The organism is Aureimonas sp. Leaf454, from assembly GCF_001424685.1.
Taxonomy (GTDB): Bacteria; Pseudomonadota; Alphaproteobacteria; order Rhizobiales; family Rhizobiaceae; genus Plantimonas.
Genome location: NZ_LMQT01000002.1, coordinates 129,280 through 146,270, shown reverse-complemented (window position 1 = coordinate 146,270; position 16,991 = coordinate 129,280). Strand labels below are relative to the sequence as shown.

The 16,991-nt window shown below is 66.0% G+C and carries 17 protein-coding genes, 2 tRNA genes and 1 pseudogene; 3 read left to right on the top strand and 17 right to left on the bottom strand.

Annotated elements, in window-relative coordinates; all coding sequences use genetic code 11:
• The 3 genes from ASG43_RS22015 to ASG43_RS05680 all read right to left on the bottom strand — a co-directional run.
• A partial coding sequence (locus ASG43_RS22015; RefSeq protein WP_156386499.1) for a GTP-binding protein occupies window positions 1–109 on the bottom strand: 109 nt, incomplete at its 3' end.
• A gap of 169 nt (window positions 110–278) precedes the next feature.
• Window positions 279–352: transfer RNA gene (locus ASG43_RS05685), tRNA-Gly, on the bottom strand.
• 34 nt (window positions 353–386) lie between these two features.
• Window positions 387–471 (bottom strand) — tRNA-Tyr (locus ASG43_RS05680).
• 252 nt (window positions 472–723) lie between these two features.
• On the opposite strand from ASG43_RS05680, the gene ASG43_RS05675 reads away from it, so the two are divergent.
• Window positions 724–1,587 (top strand): RNA methyltransferase, encoded by an 864-nt coding sequence (locus ASG43_RS05675; RefSeq protein WP_056501560.1) that lies wholly within the window; start codon window positions 724–726, stop codon window positions 1,585–1,587.
• A 3-nt stretch (window positions 1,588–1,590) separates the two neighbouring features.
• Here the strand turns inward: ASG43_RS05675 and ASG43_RS05670 are convergent, their stop codons facing one another.
• The 3 genes and pseudogenes from ASG43_RS05670 to ASG43_RS05660 form a co-directional block, all read right to left on the bottom strand.
• Window positions 1,591–2,010, bottom strand: a complete 420-nt coding sequence (locus ASG43_RS05670) for a Fur family transcriptional regulator (protein WP_056501557.1) — start codon at window positions 2,008–2,010, stop codon at window positions 1,591–1,593.
• Window positions 2,007–2,825, bottom strand: coding sequence for a metal ABC transporter permease (locus ASG43_RS05665; protein ID WP_056501554.1), 819 nt, complete (start codon window positions 2,823–2,825; stop codon window positions 2,007–2,009). The genes ASG43_RS05670 and ASG43_RS05665 overlap by 4 nt, the downstream gene beginning before the upstream one ends.
• Before the next feature lie 217 nt (window positions 2,826–3,042).
• Window positions 3,043–3,855 (bottom strand): annotated as a pseudogene (locus ASG43_RS05660) (ATP-binding cassette domain-containing protein); the annotation flags it as partial.
• 138 nt (window positions 3,856–3,993) lie between these two features.
• Between ASG43_RS05660 and ASG43_RS05655 the strand changes: the two are divergent.
• Window positions 3,994–5,007: a zinc ABC transporter substrate-binding protein gene (locus ASG43_RS05655; RefSeq protein WP_280137197.1), complete on the top strand. Its 1,014-nt coding sequence runs from the start codon at window positions 3,994–3,996 to the stop codon at window positions 5,005–5,007.
• A gap of 81 nt (window positions 5,008–5,088) precedes the next feature.
• On the opposite strand, the gene ASG43_RS05650 is transcribed toward ASG43_RS05655, so the two are convergent.
• The 4 genes from ASG43_RS05650 to msrB all read right to left on the bottom strand — a co-directional run bounded on the left by ASG43_RS05650 (window position 5,089) and on the right by msrB (window position 8,676).
• Window positions 5,089–6,186: a hybrid-cluster NAD(P)-dependent oxidoreductase gene (locus ASG43_RS05650; protein ID WP_056501552.1), complete on the bottom strand. Its 1,098-nt coding sequence runs from the start codon at window positions 6,184–6,186 to the stop codon at window positions 5,089–5,091.
• A complete protein-coding gene (locus ASG43_RS05645; RefSeq protein WP_056501550.1) occupies window positions 6,186–7,430 on the bottom strand; it encodes an aromatic ring-hydroxylating dioxygenase subunit alpha in 1,245 nt (414 codons plus the stop codon). Before ASG43_RS05645 ends, ASG43_RS05650 begins: the two co-directional genes overlap by 1 nt.
• 240 nt (window positions 7,431–7,670) lie before the next feature.
• Window positions 7,671–8,135: an iron-responsive transcriptional regulator RirA gene (gene rirA / locus ASG43_RS05640; protein WP_056501546.1), complete on the bottom strand. Its 465-nt coding sequence runs from the start codon at window positions 8,133–8,135 to the stop codon at window positions 7,671–7,673.
• A 136-nt stretch (window positions 8,136–8,271) separates the two neighbouring features.
• Window positions 8,272–8,676, bottom strand: coding sequence for a peptide-methionine (R)-S-oxide reductase MsrB (msrB, locus tag ASG43_RS05635; RefSeq protein WP_056501544.1), 405 nt, complete (start codon window positions 8,674–8,676; stop codon window positions 8,272–8,274).
• Between the two features lie 159 nt (window positions 8,677–8,835).
• Between msrB and ASG43_RS05630 the strand changes: the two genes are divergently transcribed.
• Entirely contained in the window at window positions 8,836–9,852 is a 1,017-nt protein-coding gene (locus tag ASG43_RS05630; RefSeq protein ID WP_056501541.1) for a Zn-dependent oxidoreductase, read from the top strand.
• Window positions 9,853–9,905: 53 nt separating this feature from the next.
• On the opposite strand, the gene ASG43_RS05625 is transcribed toward ASG43_RS05630, so the two are convergent.
• The 7 genes from ASG43_RS05625 to ASG43_RS05595 all read right to left on the bottom strand — a co-directional run bounded on the left by ASG43_RS05625 (window position 9,906) and on the right by ASG43_RS05595 (window position 16,758).
• The gene (locus ASG43_RS05625) at window positions 9,906–10,100 is read right to left on the bottom strand and encodes a hypothetical protein (protein WP_156386497.1); all 195 of its coding nucleotides are present in this window, start codon (window positions 10,098–10,100) and stop codon (window positions 9,906–9,908) included.
• A gap of 72 nt (window positions 10,101–10,172) precedes the next feature.
• Window positions 10,173–11,282, bottom strand: a complete 1,110-nt coding sequence (locus ASG43_RS05620) for a glycosyltransferase (RefSeq protein ID WP_056501534.1) — start codon at window positions 11,280–11,282, stop codon at window positions 10,173–10,175.
• A complete protein-coding gene (locus tag ASG43_RS05615; protein WP_056501531.1) occupies window positions 11,279–12,370 on the bottom strand; it encodes a glycosyltransferase in 1,092 nt (363 codons plus the stop codon). Before ASG43_RS05615 ends, ASG43_RS05620 begins: the two co-directional genes overlap by 4 nt.
• Window positions 12,367–13,479, bottom strand: coding sequence for a glycosyltransferase (locus tag ASG43_RS05610; protein ID WP_056501528.1), 1,113 nt, complete (start codon window positions 13,477–13,479; stop codon window positions 12,367–12,369). Before ASG43_RS05610 ends, ASG43_RS05615 begins: the two co-directional genes overlap by 4 nt.
• On the bottom strand, window positions 13,476–14,597 hold the full coding sequence (locus ASG43_RS05605) for a glycosyltransferase family 4 protein (protein WP_056501526.1): 1,122 nt from the start codon (window positions 14,595–14,597) through the stop codon (window positions 13,476–13,478). The genes ASG43_RS05610 and ASG43_RS05605 overlap by 4 nt, the downstream gene beginning before the upstream one ends.
• On the bottom strand, window positions 14,594–15,649 hold the full coding sequence (locus ASG43_RS05600) for an SDR family NAD(P)-dependent oxidoreductase (protein WP_056501522.1): 1,056 nt from the start codon (window positions 15,647–15,649) through the stop codon (window positions 14,594–14,596). The genes ASG43_RS05605 and ASG43_RS05600 overlap by 4 nt, the downstream gene beginning before the upstream one ends.
• Window positions 15,646–16,758, bottom strand: coding sequence for an SDR family NAD(P)-dependent oxidoreductase (locus ASG43_RS05595; protein ID WP_056501521.1), 1,113 nt, complete (start codon window positions 16,756–16,758; stop codon window positions 15,646–15,648). The genes ASG43_RS05600 and ASG43_RS05595 overlap by 4 nt, the downstream gene beginning before the upstream one ends.
• Window positions 16,759–16,991: the final 233 nt, after the last annotated feature.

The following is a 16,991-nucleotide window of genomic DNA, read 5'->3' as shown; positions in this document are numbered from 1 at the left end:
AGAAGTACTTCGTGATCGCAGCCGTCAGGCTCGTCTTCCCATGGTCAACGTGACCAATCGTGCCGATGTTCACATGCGGCTTGTTGCGCTCGAATTTGCTCTTGGCCATGCTGCTTCCCAATCCGTTGCTGACGGACGGCACGCGATACGGTCATCGCGGCCCCGAAGAAGCGCTCGCATACTGGCCTTCCCCGGGAAGTTCAAGCGTGAGCCCTGCAAAAGCGAAAAGGCGCACAGGGCGCGCCGGATCACAACAGGTTCGGCCCTGCTGGGAAGATTGGAGCGGGTAACGGGAATCGAACCCGTATATTCAGCTTGGAAGGCTGCTGCTCTACCACTGAGCTATACCCGCGCCGTGCCACACCCTCGAAACAAGGGAGCGGAAATGGTGGAGGGAGTTGGATTTGAACCAACGTAGGCTAAGCCAACGGATTTACAGTCCGTCCCCTTTAACCACTCGGGCATCCCTCCACAGGCGGCGCAGAAACGCAAGGGCTTCGGCGTCGTCGGAACCTCGAAAGAGCCTCGCTCGAAGCGCTCTCGACGTTCGAGCGGGTTATGCAGAGACGGCCGGCTTGTGTCAACACGGAGAAACCGACGATTCACAGGCGGCGTTGGCCGCTGACCGAACCGACCTGCGGCGGAGGCGCCAATGCCGTCGACGGACCGTCTCGACGGATGGTTTCGATTGAGAAGCCGCGCGGGCTCCGATAGGACCGGACCATGACCGATGAGCCGAAGTCCCACACGCCCCGCGACACCCACTACGCCAAGCTGAGGCGCGCGCATCGCGACGCCAAGACGACGGGCGCGGGAGGCGGTGGCGACGGTCTTCGACCGGACCGGGCCCGCCCGCATCAGCCCGGTCGCCCCGGCCCGGCTGACCGGGTCCGGCTCTACGGCCTCCACACGGTATCCGCGGCGCTTCTCAATCCGGACCGCCGTCTTCATCGGCTTCTCGTGACCCGCAACGCGCTGGCCCGATTGGAGATCGCCGAGGACGCGATTCGCTGCCCCGTCGAGATCGTCGAGCCCCGCGCGCTCGACGCGGAGCTAGGCAGCGACGCCGTCCATCAAGGTGCGATGCTCGAAGCCGATCCGCTCGTCGCCCGCTCGCTGGGCGATCTCTCCGCCACCGACCTCGTCGTCGTGCTGGATCAGGTGACGGACCCGCACAATGTCGGCGCGATCCTGCGTTCGGCCGCAGCCTTCGGCGCCGGCGCCGTGGTGACGACCTCGCGTCACTCGCCGCAGGAATCGGGCGTCCTGGCGAAATCGGCCTCGGGCGCGCTCGAACTCGTACCCTATGTCCAGATCGGCAATCTCGCGGAAGCGCTGACCAAGCTCGCCCATCAGGGCTTCCAGACGGTCGGTCTTGATTCGGACGGTGATGCCAAGCTCGAGACGGCGATGACCGAGAAGCGGGTCGCGCTCGTCCTCGGCTCCGAAGGCAAGGGTCTTCGCCAGAAGACGCGCGAGACGGTCGCGGCCCTCGCCCGCCTCGAAGTGCCCGGCGAGATTCGCTCGCTCAACGTGTCGAATGCGGCAGCCGTCGCCCTCTATGCGGCGCGACGTCACATCGGCTGAGCGTCACGCCGCGCAGGCGGCGCAGAGACCCTTGATCTCAATGGTGGTCTTCGACGGTCGAAAGCCGCTCTGCCGGGCCCAGCCCGTCAGGCGGTCCGCGACCGTCGGCTCGGAGAACTCCGCGACTTGCCCGCAGCGCTCGCAGATGGCGAAGGCCATGGTCGAGGAGCCGTGACAGTCGGGATGCGCACAAGCGACGAAGGCGTTGAGACTTTCCAGCCGATGGACGAGGCCGAGTTCGAGCAGCTTGTCGAGCGCGCGATAGATCTGAAGCGGCGCCCGGATGCCTTCGACCCGGACGGCATCGAGGATCGTATAGGCGCTGAGCGGCGACTCCGCGGCCTCCAGCGCCTTCAGGACGAGCGCTTGATTCTTCGTGAGCACCGGCTCCGGCGCATGGCGGTGGTCGTGCGTCTCGCTCATCGTGACGTTCCTGGGTGAACCGCAGGGCGCGGGCGGCGGATGGGAAGAAAGCTGGCGAGAAAGATCAGGAGAGCCGCCACCACGATCGAGGGTCCCGATGGCGTGTCGAAGCGGAGCGAGCCGAACAGGCCGCCGATTGCGGCGAGCGCCCCGAGCAGAGAAGCCGCCACGGCCATGCTTTCCGGCGTTCCCGCAAAGCGTCGCGCGGTCGCCGCGGGGATGATCAGAAGCGACGTGATCAGAAGGATGCCGACGATTTTCATCGCGATGGCGATGACGAGCGCCATCAGGAGCATGAAGACGATGCGCGCGCGCTCGGGCTTCAGCCCTTCGGCCTCCGCGAGATCGCCGGATACGGTCGCCGCCAGGAGCGGTCGCCAGAGCCAGGTCATGGCGGCGAGGACGAAGGCGCCTCCGACGAGGACGAAGGCGATGTCGACCTTCGACACCGCCAGGATGTCGCCGAAGAGAAAGCCCATGAGATCGATGCGCACGGAAGTCATGAAGGCGACGAGAACGAGACCGAGCGCCAGCGTAGAATGCGACAGGATTCCCAGCAGCGCGTCCGTCGAGAGCGTCGCCTGTTTCTGCAGAAGGATGAGCGCTCCCGCGACAAGGGTGGCGACGACGAAGACGCCGAGCGTCAGATTGAGATCAAAGGCAAGCCCGAGCGCGATGCCGAGCAGCGCCGAATGCGCCATCGTGTCCCCGAAATAGGCCATGCGGCGCCAGACGATGAAGCAGCCGAGCGGGCCCGTCGTCAGCGCGATGCCCGCACCGGCGACGATCGCGCGCACGAAGAAATCATCGAGCATGCGGTGCCTCCAGGCTGGGGGCGGCGACGAGGGCCTCCGGCTTCGATGCCGATGCCGATGCCGATGCCGACGATGCGTCCGGACCGGCCGACCCCGAGAGGCGGTGATCGAGGCTCCCCGTCGCGAAGGGACGATGGCCTCCCTCAGCGGGTCCCGCGTGAACATGGCCGTTCGAGCGTTCCGCGGCATGGGCATGGGCATGATCGGCATGATCGTGGTCGCCATGGTGACCGTCGGACGGGTGGCAGTGATCGGTCACGCTGCCGTCGGCATGCTGCACCCGTCCATCCGGAAGGTGCGTGTGGTCGTGAGCGTGCCGATAGACGGCCATCGATGCCGCGCGCGGCCCGAAGAGATGCCGATAGGCCGCGCTGGCCGCCACGAGTTCGGGCGTGCCGCGACAGCAGACATGACCGTTCAGGCAGATCACCGTGTCCGTGCGCGCCATCACCACGTGCAGATCGTGGGAGATCAGGATGATGCCGCAGCCGCTCGTGTCGCGAATCGTGTCGATCAAATCGTAGAGGGCCGCCTCTCCATTGAAGTCGACCCCCTGCACGGGCTCGTCGAGAACGAGGAGATCGGGACTGCGGGCGGCGGCTCGCGCCAGAAGAGCCCGCTGGAATTCGCCGCCGGAAAGATGCTGCACCTCGGCCTTGCGAAGATGCGCGATACCGACGCTCGCAAGGCTCGCGTCGATCTGCGTGGACGTCAGAGGGTTGGTCAGCGTCATCAGGCGTTCGACCGTCAGCGGCAGCGTCCAGTCGATGGCGAGCTTCTGCGGCACGTAGCCGATGCGAAGGCGCGGGGATCGCTCGGCCGTCCCCTCGTCCGGTTTCAGGAGCCCGATCGCCATCTTCGCCGTCGTGCTCTTACCGGAGCCGTTCGGGCCGATCAGCGTCAGGATCTCCCCGCGTCGAACGGTGAGATCCACGCCCCGCACAAGCCAGCGCCCACCGCGCGAGACGCCGGCACCTTTCAGATCGACCAGCGAACCCGTCGTCACGTCGTTGTCTTTCCCGCGTTGCATCCGCTCGCCGTCCGATCGGGCCGGACCGACGTTCGGACTTGCGCACCTCTATGCCGAAGGTTATAGCACAACTCAACGGATGTAATAACATTACATCCGCGAATGTCCCGCCTGCTTTACCCTTTCGGAGCCTCCGACTTGCGACTTCCCGTTCTGCCCGCCGCCGGCGCCGCCGTCCTCCTCCTGTGCGCACCCGCTTTCGCCGCGCCCGACGTGGTCGTCTCGATCAAGCCTCTGCATTCCCTGGTCGCGTCCGTCATGGGTGAGGTCGGCCAGCCGAAGCTGATCGTCGAGGGGGTCGGCTCGCCGCACACCTATGCGATGAAGCCGTCCAACGCGTCCGATCTGGCAAAGGCCGATCTCGTCTTCTGGGCCGGCGATCAATTGGAAGCGTTCCTGGTCAAGCCTCTGGAAACGCTCGCCACGACGGCGAAGGTGGTCGAACTGATCGAGACGCCCGGCCTCAAGAGACTGCCGTATCGCGAGGGCGGTCCCTTCGAAGCCCACGGGCACGAGGACGACGATCATGACGCAGCCGCGGGCGATGCGGCGCATACGAAGTCGGCTGGGCAGGACCTGCACGACCATGCGGCATCGGAAACGGGCCACGATCACGAGGAGCATGGCGACGGCTACGACATGCACGTCTGGCTGGATCCGGACAATGCGAGGGTGATGGCGGCGGAGATCGAACGGCAGTTGGCCGCGATGGATCCGGAGAACGCCGCGACCTACCGGGCCAACACCGCGAAGCTGAACGCGCGGCTGGACGGTCTCATCGCTCGGACGAACCAGACGCTGGCAGGGGTGAAGGGCAAGCCCTTCATCGTCTTCCACGACGCCTATCAATATTTCGAGACGCGCTTCGAAATGGCCGCCGCCGGCTCCATCACCGTCAATCCGGAGACGATGCCCGGCGTCCAGCGGATCTCGGAGATCAAGACCAAGACCGCCGCTCTGGGTGCGACCTGCGTTTTCGCCGAACCGCAATTCGAGCCCAAGCTCATCGAGACGGTGTCGGAAGGAACGGGCGCGCGCACCGGAACGCTCGACCCCGAAGGTGCCGCCCTCGCAAATGGTCCGGATCTCTATTTCCAGTTGATCGACAATCTCGCGACGTCGCTCTCGACCTGCCTGTCTCAGCCGGACTGACCCCGCGACAAGCGAACGGCCGGCGCGATTGTCTCGCACCGGCCGTCTCGCATCCTATCGCGGCCGAAGAAAAGATCCGCGTCAGACGTCCACCTCGACGCGACCGATGGGCCGAGAACAACAGGCGAGGATGAATCCTTCCGCGATTTCATCCTCGCTGATGCCGCCATTGTGCGCCATGTGAACCTCGCCGGAGAGCTTCTCCACCCGGCAGGTTCCGCAAACGCCGAAGGTGCAGGCGCTTGGAATGTTGAGGCCGATCTCCTTGGCGATCTTGAGGATCGTGTCGGTTTCCAGACAGTCCGCCTCGACGCCGGAGCCCCTGAAGATGATCTTCGCCGCAGCGCCCTCCTGAGGCAGTGCCTCCAAGGGGCCGGCACTGTCGACAAGCGCCCCCTCGCCGTCCACGGGCGCCGAGAAGCTCTCCTCGTGATAGCGGTTCATATCGAAACCGGACGCGTTCAAGATGTCGCGAACGGTCTGCATGAAGATCGCGGGACCACAGCAGAAGACCTCGCGCTCCTGATAATCCGGCGTGATCAGTTCCAGCATCAACGCGTTGATGCGCCCCTTGAAGCCGGTCCAGCCGTCGAGCGGATCGGGCTGTTCGACGATCCAGGCGAGGTCGATGTCCGGAACACGCGCCGCCATCCGCTCCAGTTCGGAACGGAAGATGATGTCGGACGGAGACCGCGCGCAATGAATGAAGGAGACGTCGGTCTTCTGGCCGACATCGAAGAGATATCGCGTCATCGACATCATCGGCGTGATGCCGGAGCCAGCCGAGATGAAGAGATACTTGTCGGCCGGATGATTGTGGAAGGTGAAGATCCCGGCCGGCCCATAGGCCTTCAGCTGCGTTCCAGGCTTGACGTTGTCGAGCATCCAGCGGCTGGCGACGCTGGCATTCTGCGCCTTGACGGTGACCGAGACCGACAGCGGCCGGGAAGGGCTCGACGAGAGCGTATAGGTCCGCAGCATGGCGCCGCCCGGCATGGGCAGTTCGAACGTCACGAACTGCCCGGGCGTGTAGCGAAACCAGCTGTCGTCCGCCGCCAGGAACGAGAACGTCTTCACGTCCCGCGTCTCCGTCAGCACCTGGACGCATTCGAGCACCTGGGCCTTGTCGTTCCAGGGCCGCATCTCGTCGAGATGCTTGGGACGCGGTCGAAGCGGCATCAGGCGACCTGGGACAGGCGGGGACGACGGCTGTCGGTCAAGCGTGTCTTCATGAAGGAAGCATACCATTCCACGAACTGCAGCACGCCGCCCTCGTGCACCGGCGAATAGGGACCGGGCTGATAGGCCGGCGAGTTGATGCCGAACTGGTTTTCCTCGATGATCCGGCGATCCTGGTCGTTCGTCGCGATCCAGACCTTGGTCAGCTCGTCGATCGTATAGTCGACGCCTTCGACGGCGTCCTTGTGGACCAGCCACTTGGTCGTGACGGCCGTCTCGTTCGCGCTGATCGGAATCACGCGGAACGTCGTCGCGTGATCGCCGAGAATGTGGTTCCAGATCGAGGGATAGTGAAACATCAGCATCGTGCCGATCTGCGGCGTGGTCACGCTATCGCAGAGCGGACGCGAGACGGCGGCCTTGCCCGACATGGTGAAGCTGACGGCATCGCGAAGCAGCGGCATGCGCGCCACGCGATACTGGCCGTCGTCCGAGATCTTGAAGACGCTCGGCAGCGCCGCGGCCTCGCAACGGCTCCAGTGCTCGGCGATTTCCGGCTCGTCCTGTGCATCGACGCCCGTCACGCCCGGCGCTTCCGGGAAGGTGCGGCAGAGCTCGGGATGACTGCCCGCGCAATGATAGCACTCGCGGTTGTTCTCCCAGGTGAGCTTCCAATTGCCCTTCTCGATGATCGTCATCTCGAAGGCGACCTTGGCATCCGCGAGATGGTGGGGGGCGAGATAAGGCTCCACCATCGCGCGGACGGGCGTGAAATCCGGCGCCTCGTCGGCGAGCGACACGAAGATGTAGCCGCCGACGCTTTCGCAGTGGACCGGCTTCAATCCGAACTGCGACGGATCGAAATCCGCGCCCATGTCGCGCGCGAAGACCAGCTTGCCCTCGAGATCGTAGGTCCACTGGTGATAGGGGCAGACCAGGCGATGGGACGTGCCCTTCTCCGCCGAGCAGATCCGCGATCCCCGGTGACGGCAGGAATTGTGGAAGGCGCGGATGCCCTTCTTGGCATCGCGCACGATCACGATGGGGTAGGCGCCGATCTGCACCGTCATGTAGCTGCCCGACTTCGGCAACTCGCAATCATGGCCCATGAAGAGCCAGTCCCGGTAGTAGATCGTCTCCATGTCGACCTGGAAGACGTCCGGATCGCTGTAGAATTCCCGATCGAGGCTATAGCCGGGCTTGCGCCGGTTCAGCTTCGCCAGCATCTCGTCGCGCACGTTCATGCCACTCTCCGCATCGCTCGTTCGACCCGTCGCCATCCATCGCGTCGACGGGTTTCCGGCCCCGCCGGAAGCCAACGAAGGCAGACCGGAACCGACGCCCAAAACCTCGTGCAGAGCCGCGTTTGGATCTGCTTCGACGGACCTTCCGAGAAGACCACTGCGCTTCGGCGAAGGCGAGGGAGAAAACGACAGGTTTCAGCCCTGTCTACGACATGCCCCGTCGCGGCGAATTGTCGGAGATCAACCGGCCGCGAGCGCCAGCCGATCGAGCTCGGGAAGTCCCAGACGTCGACGCATGCTCGACTTCTCACCCGCCAGCTGGGCGATCGTCGTGCCGTCGAGCACATCGAGGAAAGCGTCGAGCGCGCGTCGCAGTGTCGCGTTCAGGCTGCAACTGTCGATCAGCGGACAATCGGAGCCGCCGGGCTCGAAGCACTCGGCCAGCGCGAAGCTTTCCTCGGTCGCCTCGACGACCGCCCGCAGCGTGATCGTATCGGCGGGACGGGCGAGACGGATGCCGCCATTGCGTCCGCGCACGGTCTCGACGAACCCTGCTTCGACGAGCGGCTGGAGAATCTTGAACAGGAAGAGTTCGGACACGGAATAGGCGGCCGCCACCTCCCCCACGCGACTCAGCTTGTCGGGATTGACGGCGCAATACATCAGGAGGCGAATGGCATGATTCGTCTGTCGGGTCAGGCGCATACGCTTCTTCCAAAAACTCGGGCGGCGCCGAAGGGATTCGGCACCGCCCTCACATTAGAAGAATTCCAAGCAATTTGAAGGCCAAGCGACGTCGTCGCGCCGAATTCGGCACGACCCAGCTCGAACGCGCGCCTTCTCAGGCCGCCGGATGAAAGTTCATCGCGACGCCGTTGATGCAGTAGCGAAGATGCGTCGGCGGCGGGCCGTCGGGAAAGACGTGCCCAAGATGGCTGCCGCACCGGCTGCAATGAACTTCGGTGCGCTCCATGCCGAAGCTGCGATCGACGGTCGTCTCGACGGAGCCTTCGACCGGGTCGTTGAAGCTCGGCCAACCCGTGCCGCTCTCGAACTTGCGTTCGGAATTGAAGAGCTCCTGGTCGCAGCCCGCACACGAGAACGATCCCGCACGCTTCTCGTAGTTCAAGGCGCAGCTGCCGGGACGTTCGGTGCCGTGACCGCGCATCACCTCGAACTGCTCCGGCGTCAGCAAGCGGCGCCATTCCTCTTCGGTCCGGGTCACGGGAAAGCGATGGACGTCCATGGCTCTGATCCTCTTTTCTGGTGATGCGCCAGATATGGGAGCACCGGTCGCCCCTGGCAATCTCCCGGAGCCGAGCCCCGCCGTCCGCTTGCGGAAAACGGCGAGGCTTGCCGCGCCCGGTGCGATCCGTCAAACACCGATCACACCGGGGGAACCGCCATGATCGAAGTGCTGGTGTCGCAACCGAGCCATCTCGTCGTCCGTCAGGCCGACATTCCGACCCTTGAGCCCGGCGAGATTCTCGTGCGCGTCGAAAGGGCCGGCATCTGCGGCTCGGACATCCATATCCTTCACGGATCCAATCCGTTCGCCGTCTATCCCCGCGTGATCGGCCACGAATTCGCGGGCACGGTCACGGCGCTCGGGAGCGGCGTCGTGGGCGTGACGGAGGGAGACCGCGTCGTCGTCGATCCCGTGATGGCCTGCGGGGACTGCTATCCGTGCCGGATCGGGCGTTCCAACGTCTGTGCGAATCTGGAGGTCATGGGCGTGCATCGGGACGGCGGCTTCCGGAGCCTCGTCGCGGTGCCGGCGGCGAACGCGGTGCGCGTGCCGTCGGACATGCCTGCCGAGCTGGCCGCCCTCGCCGAACCCTTCTCCATCGCCGCCAACGTGCTCGACCGGACCGGCTGCGGACCGCAGGACACGGTTCTCGTCTACGGGGCGGGAACGGTCGGCGTAACGGTGCTGCAGGTCGCCAAGCTGCTGGGCGCTCGCGTGATCGTTGCCGACCTCGACGAGGCGCGTCTCGAGCGCGCCCTTCGGTTCGGGGCGGACCGCGTCGTACATTCGCCGAGCACGCCGGTGCCCGGCGCGACGGCCGACGAGGGAGACGGACTGGGTCCGACCCTTGTCATCGACGGTGCCGGCGTCCCCGCGCTCTTCGAGGAGGCCGCTCGGATCGCAAGCCCCGCGGGCCGGATCGGGCTGCTCGGGTTTTCCGCGTCGCCTTCGCCGGTGAGTCAGCAGGAGATCGTGCGCAAGGAACTGACGATCGTCGGCTCGCGTCTCAGTCGAAGGCTCCTGCCGCGCGTCGTGGAATGGCTGGCCGACGGACGCCTCAAGCCGACGGGCATGGTCACTCAGGTCTTCCCGGCCAGCGAAGCCGAGGCCGCCTTCGATCTGATCGAGCGCGAGCCCGACAAGACCCTGAAGGTTCAGCTCGACTTCGCGTGACGCCGGACATTCGGCAATAGCGCCATACCGTCGACTGTCAGATCGTCAGGGCGTCAGGGCGTCGTCAGATCGTTCGAATGCTCGATGTCGTGTCGCGCTTCGGGCGAACCGCTGTCCGTCCCGTCTTCGACCCGGTCCTGCGAGGCTTCCGGCTCGTTGCCGTCGAACTGATCCTCGCGGGACTCTTCCTCGGGACCGACCCGCCTGCGGTCGGACAGATCGACCGTCTTCTCACCGGTGTTCGACATGATGATCTCCTTCACGTTCCAGGAAGAAGCGGCGAAGCGACCGCCTGAGTTCCCTCGATCGCGAAACATGATTCAGGCGCTCGTGCCGGCAGCGCCGCCAAAGCGGTCGGCTTTCGCATCCATGCGGCGGCCGGCGGCCGCGATCAGATCCGCCTCCAGGCTCGCGGCCCTCATTGAGGGCGTGTGATCCGCAAGGATGCGCGATCGAGCCGAACGCCCGAGGGCTTTTCTGTCCGACGGCGACATGTCGAAGGCCGACAGGACGTCGTCGGCGCGATCCGCCAAGAGGATCTCGCGGCCCGGTGAGAAGAGCCCGTCCAGGCCCTCCCATATGTCCGAGATGATCGGCGTCGCCGAGGCTCCGGCTTCGAAGAGCCGGATCGAAGGGCTGTAGCCGACGGCCACCATGTCCGAGCGCGTGACGTTGAGCGTGAAGCTGCTGGCGGCATAGAAGTTGGCATGATCGGCCGGCGGCAGATGCTCGATGCGCTCGACATTGCAGGGCCATTCGATCGATGCGGGATATTGCGGACCTGCAACGACGAAACGCCGCTCGGGCGCCCGGCGGGCCGGCTCGATCAGCAGGCGTTCGAGGACGGGCTGGCGATCGTCGCTGTAAGTGCCGAGATAGGACAGGTCCCAGCGCTTCGCCGCCTCGACCGGCCGATAGTGCGCGGGATCGGCCGAACAGTAGAGCGCGCGCGCCATCGGCGAGCGAAAGTCGCGCTCCAGCCGATCCAGCGTCGGGCCGCCCGTGAAGGAAAGGTAGAGATCGTAGCCGGACACCTGCTCGGCCGCCAGATATTCGCGATCGCCCCGGTCGAGGCGGGCCAGGGTCACCGGCGTGTCGATGTCGTAGAAGGCTCGAACGCCCCTCGCCTCGGCTTGAACGAGATCGCCGACGGCGACTCCCTCCGGCACGTAGGAGCCGACGATCACCGCATCCGCGCCCGCAATGTCCCCGGACCAGGCCGCGAGATCGCCGAGGCCGCGGTAGAAGCGAAGGTCGCAATAGTCGGGAGCCTCGAGATCCCGGTGCGCGGCATACCAGGGCGTTTCGCGTTCGAGAAAGAGGATGTCGTGGCCGCGGCGTGCGAAGGCTGCGAGGAGAGCCCGGTAGGTCACGGCATGGCCGTTGCCCCAGGACGAGGACAGGGTGAGGCCGAGCACGACGATCCTCATGCCGCCGATCTCCCGCGTTTGGCCGCCAGCCTCTGACGGAACAGCGCATCCGCCTCCACCGCGCGTTGCGCATAGGTGTGGTCGGCCTCCACGCGCCGCCGCGCCGCCGCGCCGATCGTGGCGGCGCGTTCCGGCGTCAGTTCGCCCAGCAGTTCCGCGACGTCCCGGCCATCGCGTGCGACGAGCACCTCCTCGCCGGGTTTCAGGAACTCTCCGATGCCCTCCCAATGGTCGGTGATGAGGCAGGCCCCTGCCCCGGTCGCCTCGAAGACGCGCGTCGCCGGCGAGAAGCCGACATCGGCCATCGAATCTCGCGCGACGTTGAGGACCGCCAGCGGCGAACAGTTGAAGGCATTGTGATCGATGGTGCCGACATGGCCGAGGACGCGCACGTTCGACGGCATCGGCTTGTCGTGCCAGCCATTGCCGCCGAGGAGGAAGCGTCGATTTGGCATGGCGGCGGCCGGCTCCAGGAAGAACCGTTCGATCCGGCGCTCGCGGTCCGGCAACCGGTTGGCGAGAAGCGAGAGGTCGGCCGTGAACCGGGTCTCGCGCGGAACGGGATGATGGGTGCCGGGATCGAAGGCGTTGTAGATCGGCCGACAACGGGAGGCGCCGATGGCTTCGTAAGCGGCCACCACGGGCGGACCGCCGCCATAGGTCAGGACCTGATCGATGCCGGGAAGTCTCGCCCGCAAGGGATGACCGGGATGCTCGCGGAGTTCGGCCAGGGTCGCCGGCGCATCGACGTCCCAGTAGACCGTCAGCGCATCCGGCCGCGCCGCATCGAAGATGCCGAGCAGGACGTCGTCGAACACACCGACGCCGCTCGCCTTCACCACGACGTCGGCCTCTGCGGCGCGGCCCATGACGGCGGCGCAGGCCGCCTCCGTGTTGTCCCAGACGACGACCTCCGCCCATTCGGGCGGCTCGATGTCGCGATGCTTCTGGCGATCGAAGGCATCCGGCTCGAAGAACGTCACCGACCACCCGAGCTTGGCGAGTTCCCCGAGCATGCCGCGATAATAGGTCGCCGCACCATTCCAATAGGCGGACAGGAGGCTTGATCCGTAGAAGGCGATCTTCATGAGGCATGATCTCCGGGCAAGGACGCACCGAGCCCCCTTGCGATCGCAAGAAGCTCGGTCGCGCGATGGGCGCAGGTGTGGCGCGCCCGGATCGTCGAAAGGCCCTGCCGTGCAAGTTCGGCCCGCAGCCCGGCATCGCTCTGCAGGTCGCGCAGCGCGGCCGTCATCGCCTCCCCCGACGAGACCATGAGGAAGTCCGAGCCCGGGGTGAACAGATGCTCGCTGTCCCGCCAGGGAGCGCTGACCAGCGGAATGCCGCAGGCCAGAGCCTCGAAGATCCGGATCGTCGGAATGCCGGGCAACGCCTCGACGTAAAATCTCCGCGGCACGTGGACGGTCGCCATGTGCCGGGCGAAGGCGTCGGGCGCGGCGGCATTGGCAAGCCAGCCGTGATAGCGCGCACCGTAGCGATCGAGGAGCGCCAGCGCGTCCGGCGGGTAGCGCACGCCGTGAATGTCGAGCGAAAGGCCCGCTTCGCGCGCCGGAGCCAACAGGAACTCTTCCAGCTCCCGCGTCCGCTCGCCATCGCCCCAGTTCCCGATCCAGATCAGCCCGTCTCGATCTTCGTCCGTTTCCGGCGGCTTGAAGAGCCTGGTATCGGCGGCCTCGTGCCAGACGAAGCAACGATCCTCCCAGCCTCGCCTGCGATAGACGTCGGCCAGCGTCTCGCCGAAGGCGAGGACACCGTCGTAAGCCGAGAGATCGAAGGCCTCGATCCCTTGGGGTTCGCTGACCGCGCGGTGATGCGTGTCGTGAAACAGCAGCCGGAAGCGGCCCCCGCCACGCCGCGCGTCGCCGATCGAGGCGACGAGGCCGGGTTCGTTCCATTCGTGCACCAGCACGAGATCCGCGCCGTCGAGCGCCGCCTCGACGTCGAAGGGCATGGCGAAGCGATGGCTCGACAGTTCCGGATAGTGGAGGCGGAACGGCCGAAGGCCGGCTTCGCCATGGTCCCGGACGAGATTGTCGCGACTCCAGGCATCGATCGGCTCGAACACCGCGACCTCGTGGCCGAGCGCCTTCAGTTCCCGGAGAACGCCGCGCAGAAAATGCGCATTGCCGTGATTCCAGCAGGATGAAAGCGAATGGGTGAAGTAGACGATCTTCAAGCCGCCGCTCCCCGGCCGCGGCCCGACGATCGCAGCGCATGGCGATAGGCGTCGAGCGTTCCGTCCACCATGGTCTCGAGACCATAGCGCTTCGCGCGTTGGGCGGCCGCGGCGCCGAGTTCGGCGCTTCTCCCGGGATCGTCGAGAAGGTCGTCCAGCGTATCGGCAAACGCCGTCTCGTCTAACGGATCGACGAAGACCGCCGCTCCGGCCCACAATTCCCGAAAGGTCGGAATGTCCGAGAGGACCAGCGCACAGCCGGCCTGTGCCGCCTCCAGGACGCCGAGCCCGAAGGGCTCGTAGCGCGCCGCCGAGACGTAGACGCGGGAAGCGGCGAGACGATCCGCCAGCACCGCGCCCGGCAGATGTCCGAGATGGCCGAGATGACGGGTCTCGATGCTAGTGCCGTGCGGGCCGCGCACGGCGCCCGCGGCCTCGATCTTGTGGTGCATGCGGCCGGCCGCCGCATCAAGCGTCGCGATTCCCTTGCCCTCGTCCCACAGCCGGCCGCTGGTCATCGCCACGGAGCGGCGATCTGCAGATCGATGAGCCGACGCCGATCGACCGTTGAGGACGGTCGTCACCGGCACGCCGTATCGCGCCCGTGTCGCCGATGCGAAGGCTCGGCTCGGCGAAACCAGCAGATCGCACCTGCGATAGGCGCGCCCGAGCCGTTCGGCCCGCCACTCGAACATCTCCGGCAGCTTGCCGCCTCTCACTGCATCCCACCAGGTTGCGACGCAGGAATGACAGACGCCGACGACCGGGACCGCGAACACGGCATCGGCTGCGAGCATGGGCGCGTTCAGATGAAGAAGGTCGGCGCCAAGCTCCCGCGCCAGCGCCGCCAGCCGCGCACCAGCCGCCGCAAGGCTGTCCGGCGTCGCATCGTCCGCCCAGTCGAGCGGCATACCGGCCTCGACGAGCGCCAATCCGGTGCGCTCGACGCTCATCCGCTGTGCCATATCGGGCGAAGGCCCAAGGATCGCGATGGTGACGCGAATGCCGCGTTCGAAAAGGCCGTTCGCGACGTCGACCGCATAGGTCCAGACGCCGCCCACCGCATCCGCCGTCATCAAGACGTGGCGCGGGAGGCCGGTTTCGCCCTCCGCAATCATGCGGCGGCCGTGCGCTGCGACGGCCGATGCCCGCGCTCCATGCGCAGCCAGTCCGCGAGACGGGCGACACCCTCGCGCCATGCCAGAGGCTCGCCGAGGCTGAGCGCGGACCGGATCCCGGACGCATCGGCCACGAAATACTTCTGGTCGCCCTGCCGCCAGTCCTCGAAGCGGACGTCGATCGCATGGCCGACGAGCGTCTCCAGATGGGCGAGGAGGTCGCGCAGGCTGACCGCGTTCGCGGGCCCGCCTCCCAGATTGAAGGCGCGGCCGCGGATGGACGCGATGTTGCGCCAGGCCGCGACATAGGCATCCACGGCATCGTCGACATAGAGGATGTCGCGGACCTGCCGCCCGTCGCCATAGAGGGTGATGGGGCGCCCCTCCATCGCCCGGATCAGGAAATGCGCGACCCAGCCCTGATCCTCCGTTCCCATCTGGCGCTGGCCGTAGACGCAACTCATGCGAAGGACGGCCGTCGCCAGCCCGTAGCTGCGGGCGTAGTCGAGCACGTATTGATCGCCGGCTCCCTTCGAGCAGCCGTAGGGCGTGTGGAAATCGAGCGGCCTGCCTTCGCCGACGCCCTGCGATCGCAGGGCGGGGTCTGCCGGCTTCCATGCGCCTTCGACGAGCTCCAGCGAAATGTCCGAAAGATCGCCGTAGACCTTGTTGGTGCTTGCGAAAATAACCGGCAGCGATCGCCGCCGCGCGGTCTCCAGAACGTTGAACGTACCAGCCAGATTGATCGCGAAATCCTCTGCCGGATCGACGAGGCTCGTCGTGACCGCAACCTGGGCGGCCAGATGGAAGATCACCGAAGCCGACGCCGATGCCGCGTCCAGCGCCGCGGCATCGCGCACGTCCCCGGCGATCGGGACAACGCGTGCGCCATGCCGATGCACCAGCCAGTCTCGGTTCCGCTCGACTCCCGGCCGCGCGAGCGTGTCGAAGATCACGACCTCATGACCCTCCTCCGCCAGACGGTTGGCAAGGTTCGAGCCGATGAAGCCGGCGCCACCGGTGACGACGACGCGCTCCCGGTTCGGCCTCATGCGACCAGCCCCCGGCGTTCCAGCTCTCGCCGCGCCTCGTCGACGCGGTCGTTCGCCTCCTGGCGCGCGACCCATTCCGACAATTCCTCCAGACCCGCTGCGAAGTCCTGCCGCGCTTCGTAGCCGAGGAGAGCCTTCGCCTTGCCGAGATCGGGGATGTTGTGGCGGATGTCCCCCGCTCGTGCCTTGCCCGTGATGTCCGGTGCGATGTCGGGCCGCCCCATGGAGGCCGCCTGAAGCCGTGCCACCGCCTCGACCGTCCGGTCGGCGCCGGATCCGACGTTGAAGACCTCGCCGTTCGCTGCCGGGCTTTCCAGCGCGAGCAGGAAGGCGCGCGCGACATCGGCGACATGGACGAAATCGCGCCGCTGCTGCCCATCCTCGAACACCATCGGCCGTTGACCGTTCGCAATGCGGGAGGCGAAGATGGCGAGGACGCCGGTATAGGGATTGGAAAGCGCCTGACCGGTGCCGTAGATGTTCCACAGCCGGAGCGCCGTGCCCTCCATGCCGTATTGCGCGGTCAGCGTCAGCGTCAGCCGTTCCTGCACGAACTTGTTGATGGCATAAACGCTTTTCAGCGCGGGCTGCTTGGTTTCCGGAGTCGGTATCGGAATGAGCGCGCGACCCGCTTCGTCCCTGGGATCAAAGCTTCCGTCCGCATGGCGGGGACCGCGAACCACATCCTCCCGCAACCCGCCGTCGACCGTGCGATACAGTCCCTCGCCGTAGATGCTCATAGACGAGGCGACGACCACCCGTCGAACCGGTTTCTCGATCAACTGCTGGAAGAGAACGGCCGTGCCGTATTCGTTGACCGAGGTGTAGCGGTCGACGGCATACATGCTCTGCCCGACGCCGACCTCGGCCGCCAGATGGATGACGGAGTCGACCCCCTGCAGGGCGGCTTGCACCCTTGCCGCGTCGCGGATGTCGCCGACGACGAGATCGACCTCGGGATCGAGTTCGTCCGGGCGCGTCGAACCCGAATGCACCTGATCGATCATCAGATCCAATGCGCGCACGCGATGGCCTCGCGAAAGAAGCTCCTTGGCGACATGTCGACCGACGAAGCCGGCGCCGCCGGTGACGAGAACCGTCTCTCCCATGATGATGCCCTTTCAGTCTGCGGCGACGGCGCGACGTGCGCGCTCGAAGCGCAGTGGACCTACGACGATCATCTCGTCTTGCGAGCCGATGCAGGTGGCCCAGTTCTCACGTTTCGATGGGTTCATCGACCGCACTCCGTACACTGATCCTGAAGACATCACGCAAACGGGAGCTAGTTGAGGGTAGATGATGAACAAGAAGAAGCTTCATCAGACAGCTAATCATTAGCTAT

Excerpts from the sequence above, each read along its gene's own strand:
- ASG43_RS05595 (WP_056501521.1), bottom strand. The coding sequence starts at position 16,758 with ATGGGAGAGACGGTTCTCGTCACCGGCGGCGCCGGCTTCGTCGGTCGA.
- ASG43_RS05665 (WP_056501554.1), bottom strand. The coding sequence starts at position 2,825 with ATGCTCGATGATTTCTTCGTGCGCGCGATCGTCGCCGGTGCGGGCATC.
- ASG43_RS05615 (WP_056501531.1), bottom strand. The coding sequence starts at position 12,370 with ATGAAGATCGCCTTCTACGGATCAAGCCTCCTGTCCGCCTATTGGAAT.
- ASG43_RS05675 (WP_056501560.1), top strand. The coding sequence starts at position 724 with ATGACCGATGAGCCGAAGTCCCACACGCCCCGCGACACCCACTACGCC.
- ASG43_RS05630 (WP_056501541.1), top strand. The coding sequence starts at position 8,836 with ATGATCGAAGTGCTGGTGTCGCAACCGAGCCATCTCGTCGTCCGTCAG.
- ASG43_RS05600 (WP_056501522.1), bottom strand. The coding sequence starts at position 15,649 with ATGAGGCCGAACCGGGAGCGCGTCGTCGTCACCGGTGGCGCCGGCTTC.
- ASG43_RS05670 (WP_056501557.1), bottom strand. The coding sequence starts at position 2,010 with ATGAGCGAGACGCACGACCACCGCCATGCGCCGGAGCCGGTGCTCACG.
- ASG43_RS05625 (WP_156386497.1), bottom strand. The coding sequence starts at position 10,100 with ATGTCGAACACCGGTGAGAAGACGGTCGATCTGTCCGACCGCAGGCGG.
- rirA (WP_056501546.1), bottom strand. The coding sequence starts at position 8,135 with ATGCGCCTGACCCGACAGACGAATCATGCCATTCGCCTCCTGATGTAT.
- ASG43_RS05605 (WP_056501526.1), bottom strand. The coding sequence starts at position 14,597 with ATGATTGCGGAGGGCGAAACCGGCCTCCCGCGCCACGTCTTGATGACG.
- msrB (WP_056501544.1), bottom strand. The coding sequence starts at position 8,676 with ATGGACGTCCATCGCTTTCCCGTGACCCGGACCGAAGAGGAATGGCGC.
- ASG43_RS05645 (WP_056501550.1), bottom strand. The coding sequence starts at position 7,430 with ATGAACGTGCGCGACGAGATGCTGGCGAAGCTGAACCGGCGCAAGCCC.
- ASG43_RS05620 (WP_056501534.1), bottom strand. The coding sequence starts at position 11,282 with ATGAGGATCGTCGTGCTCGGCCTCACCCTGTCCTCGTCCTGGGGCAAC.
- ASG43_RS05650 (WP_056501552.1), bottom strand. The coding sequence starts at position 6,186 with ATGCCGCTTCGACCGCGTCCCAAGCATCTCGACGAGATGCGGCCCTGG.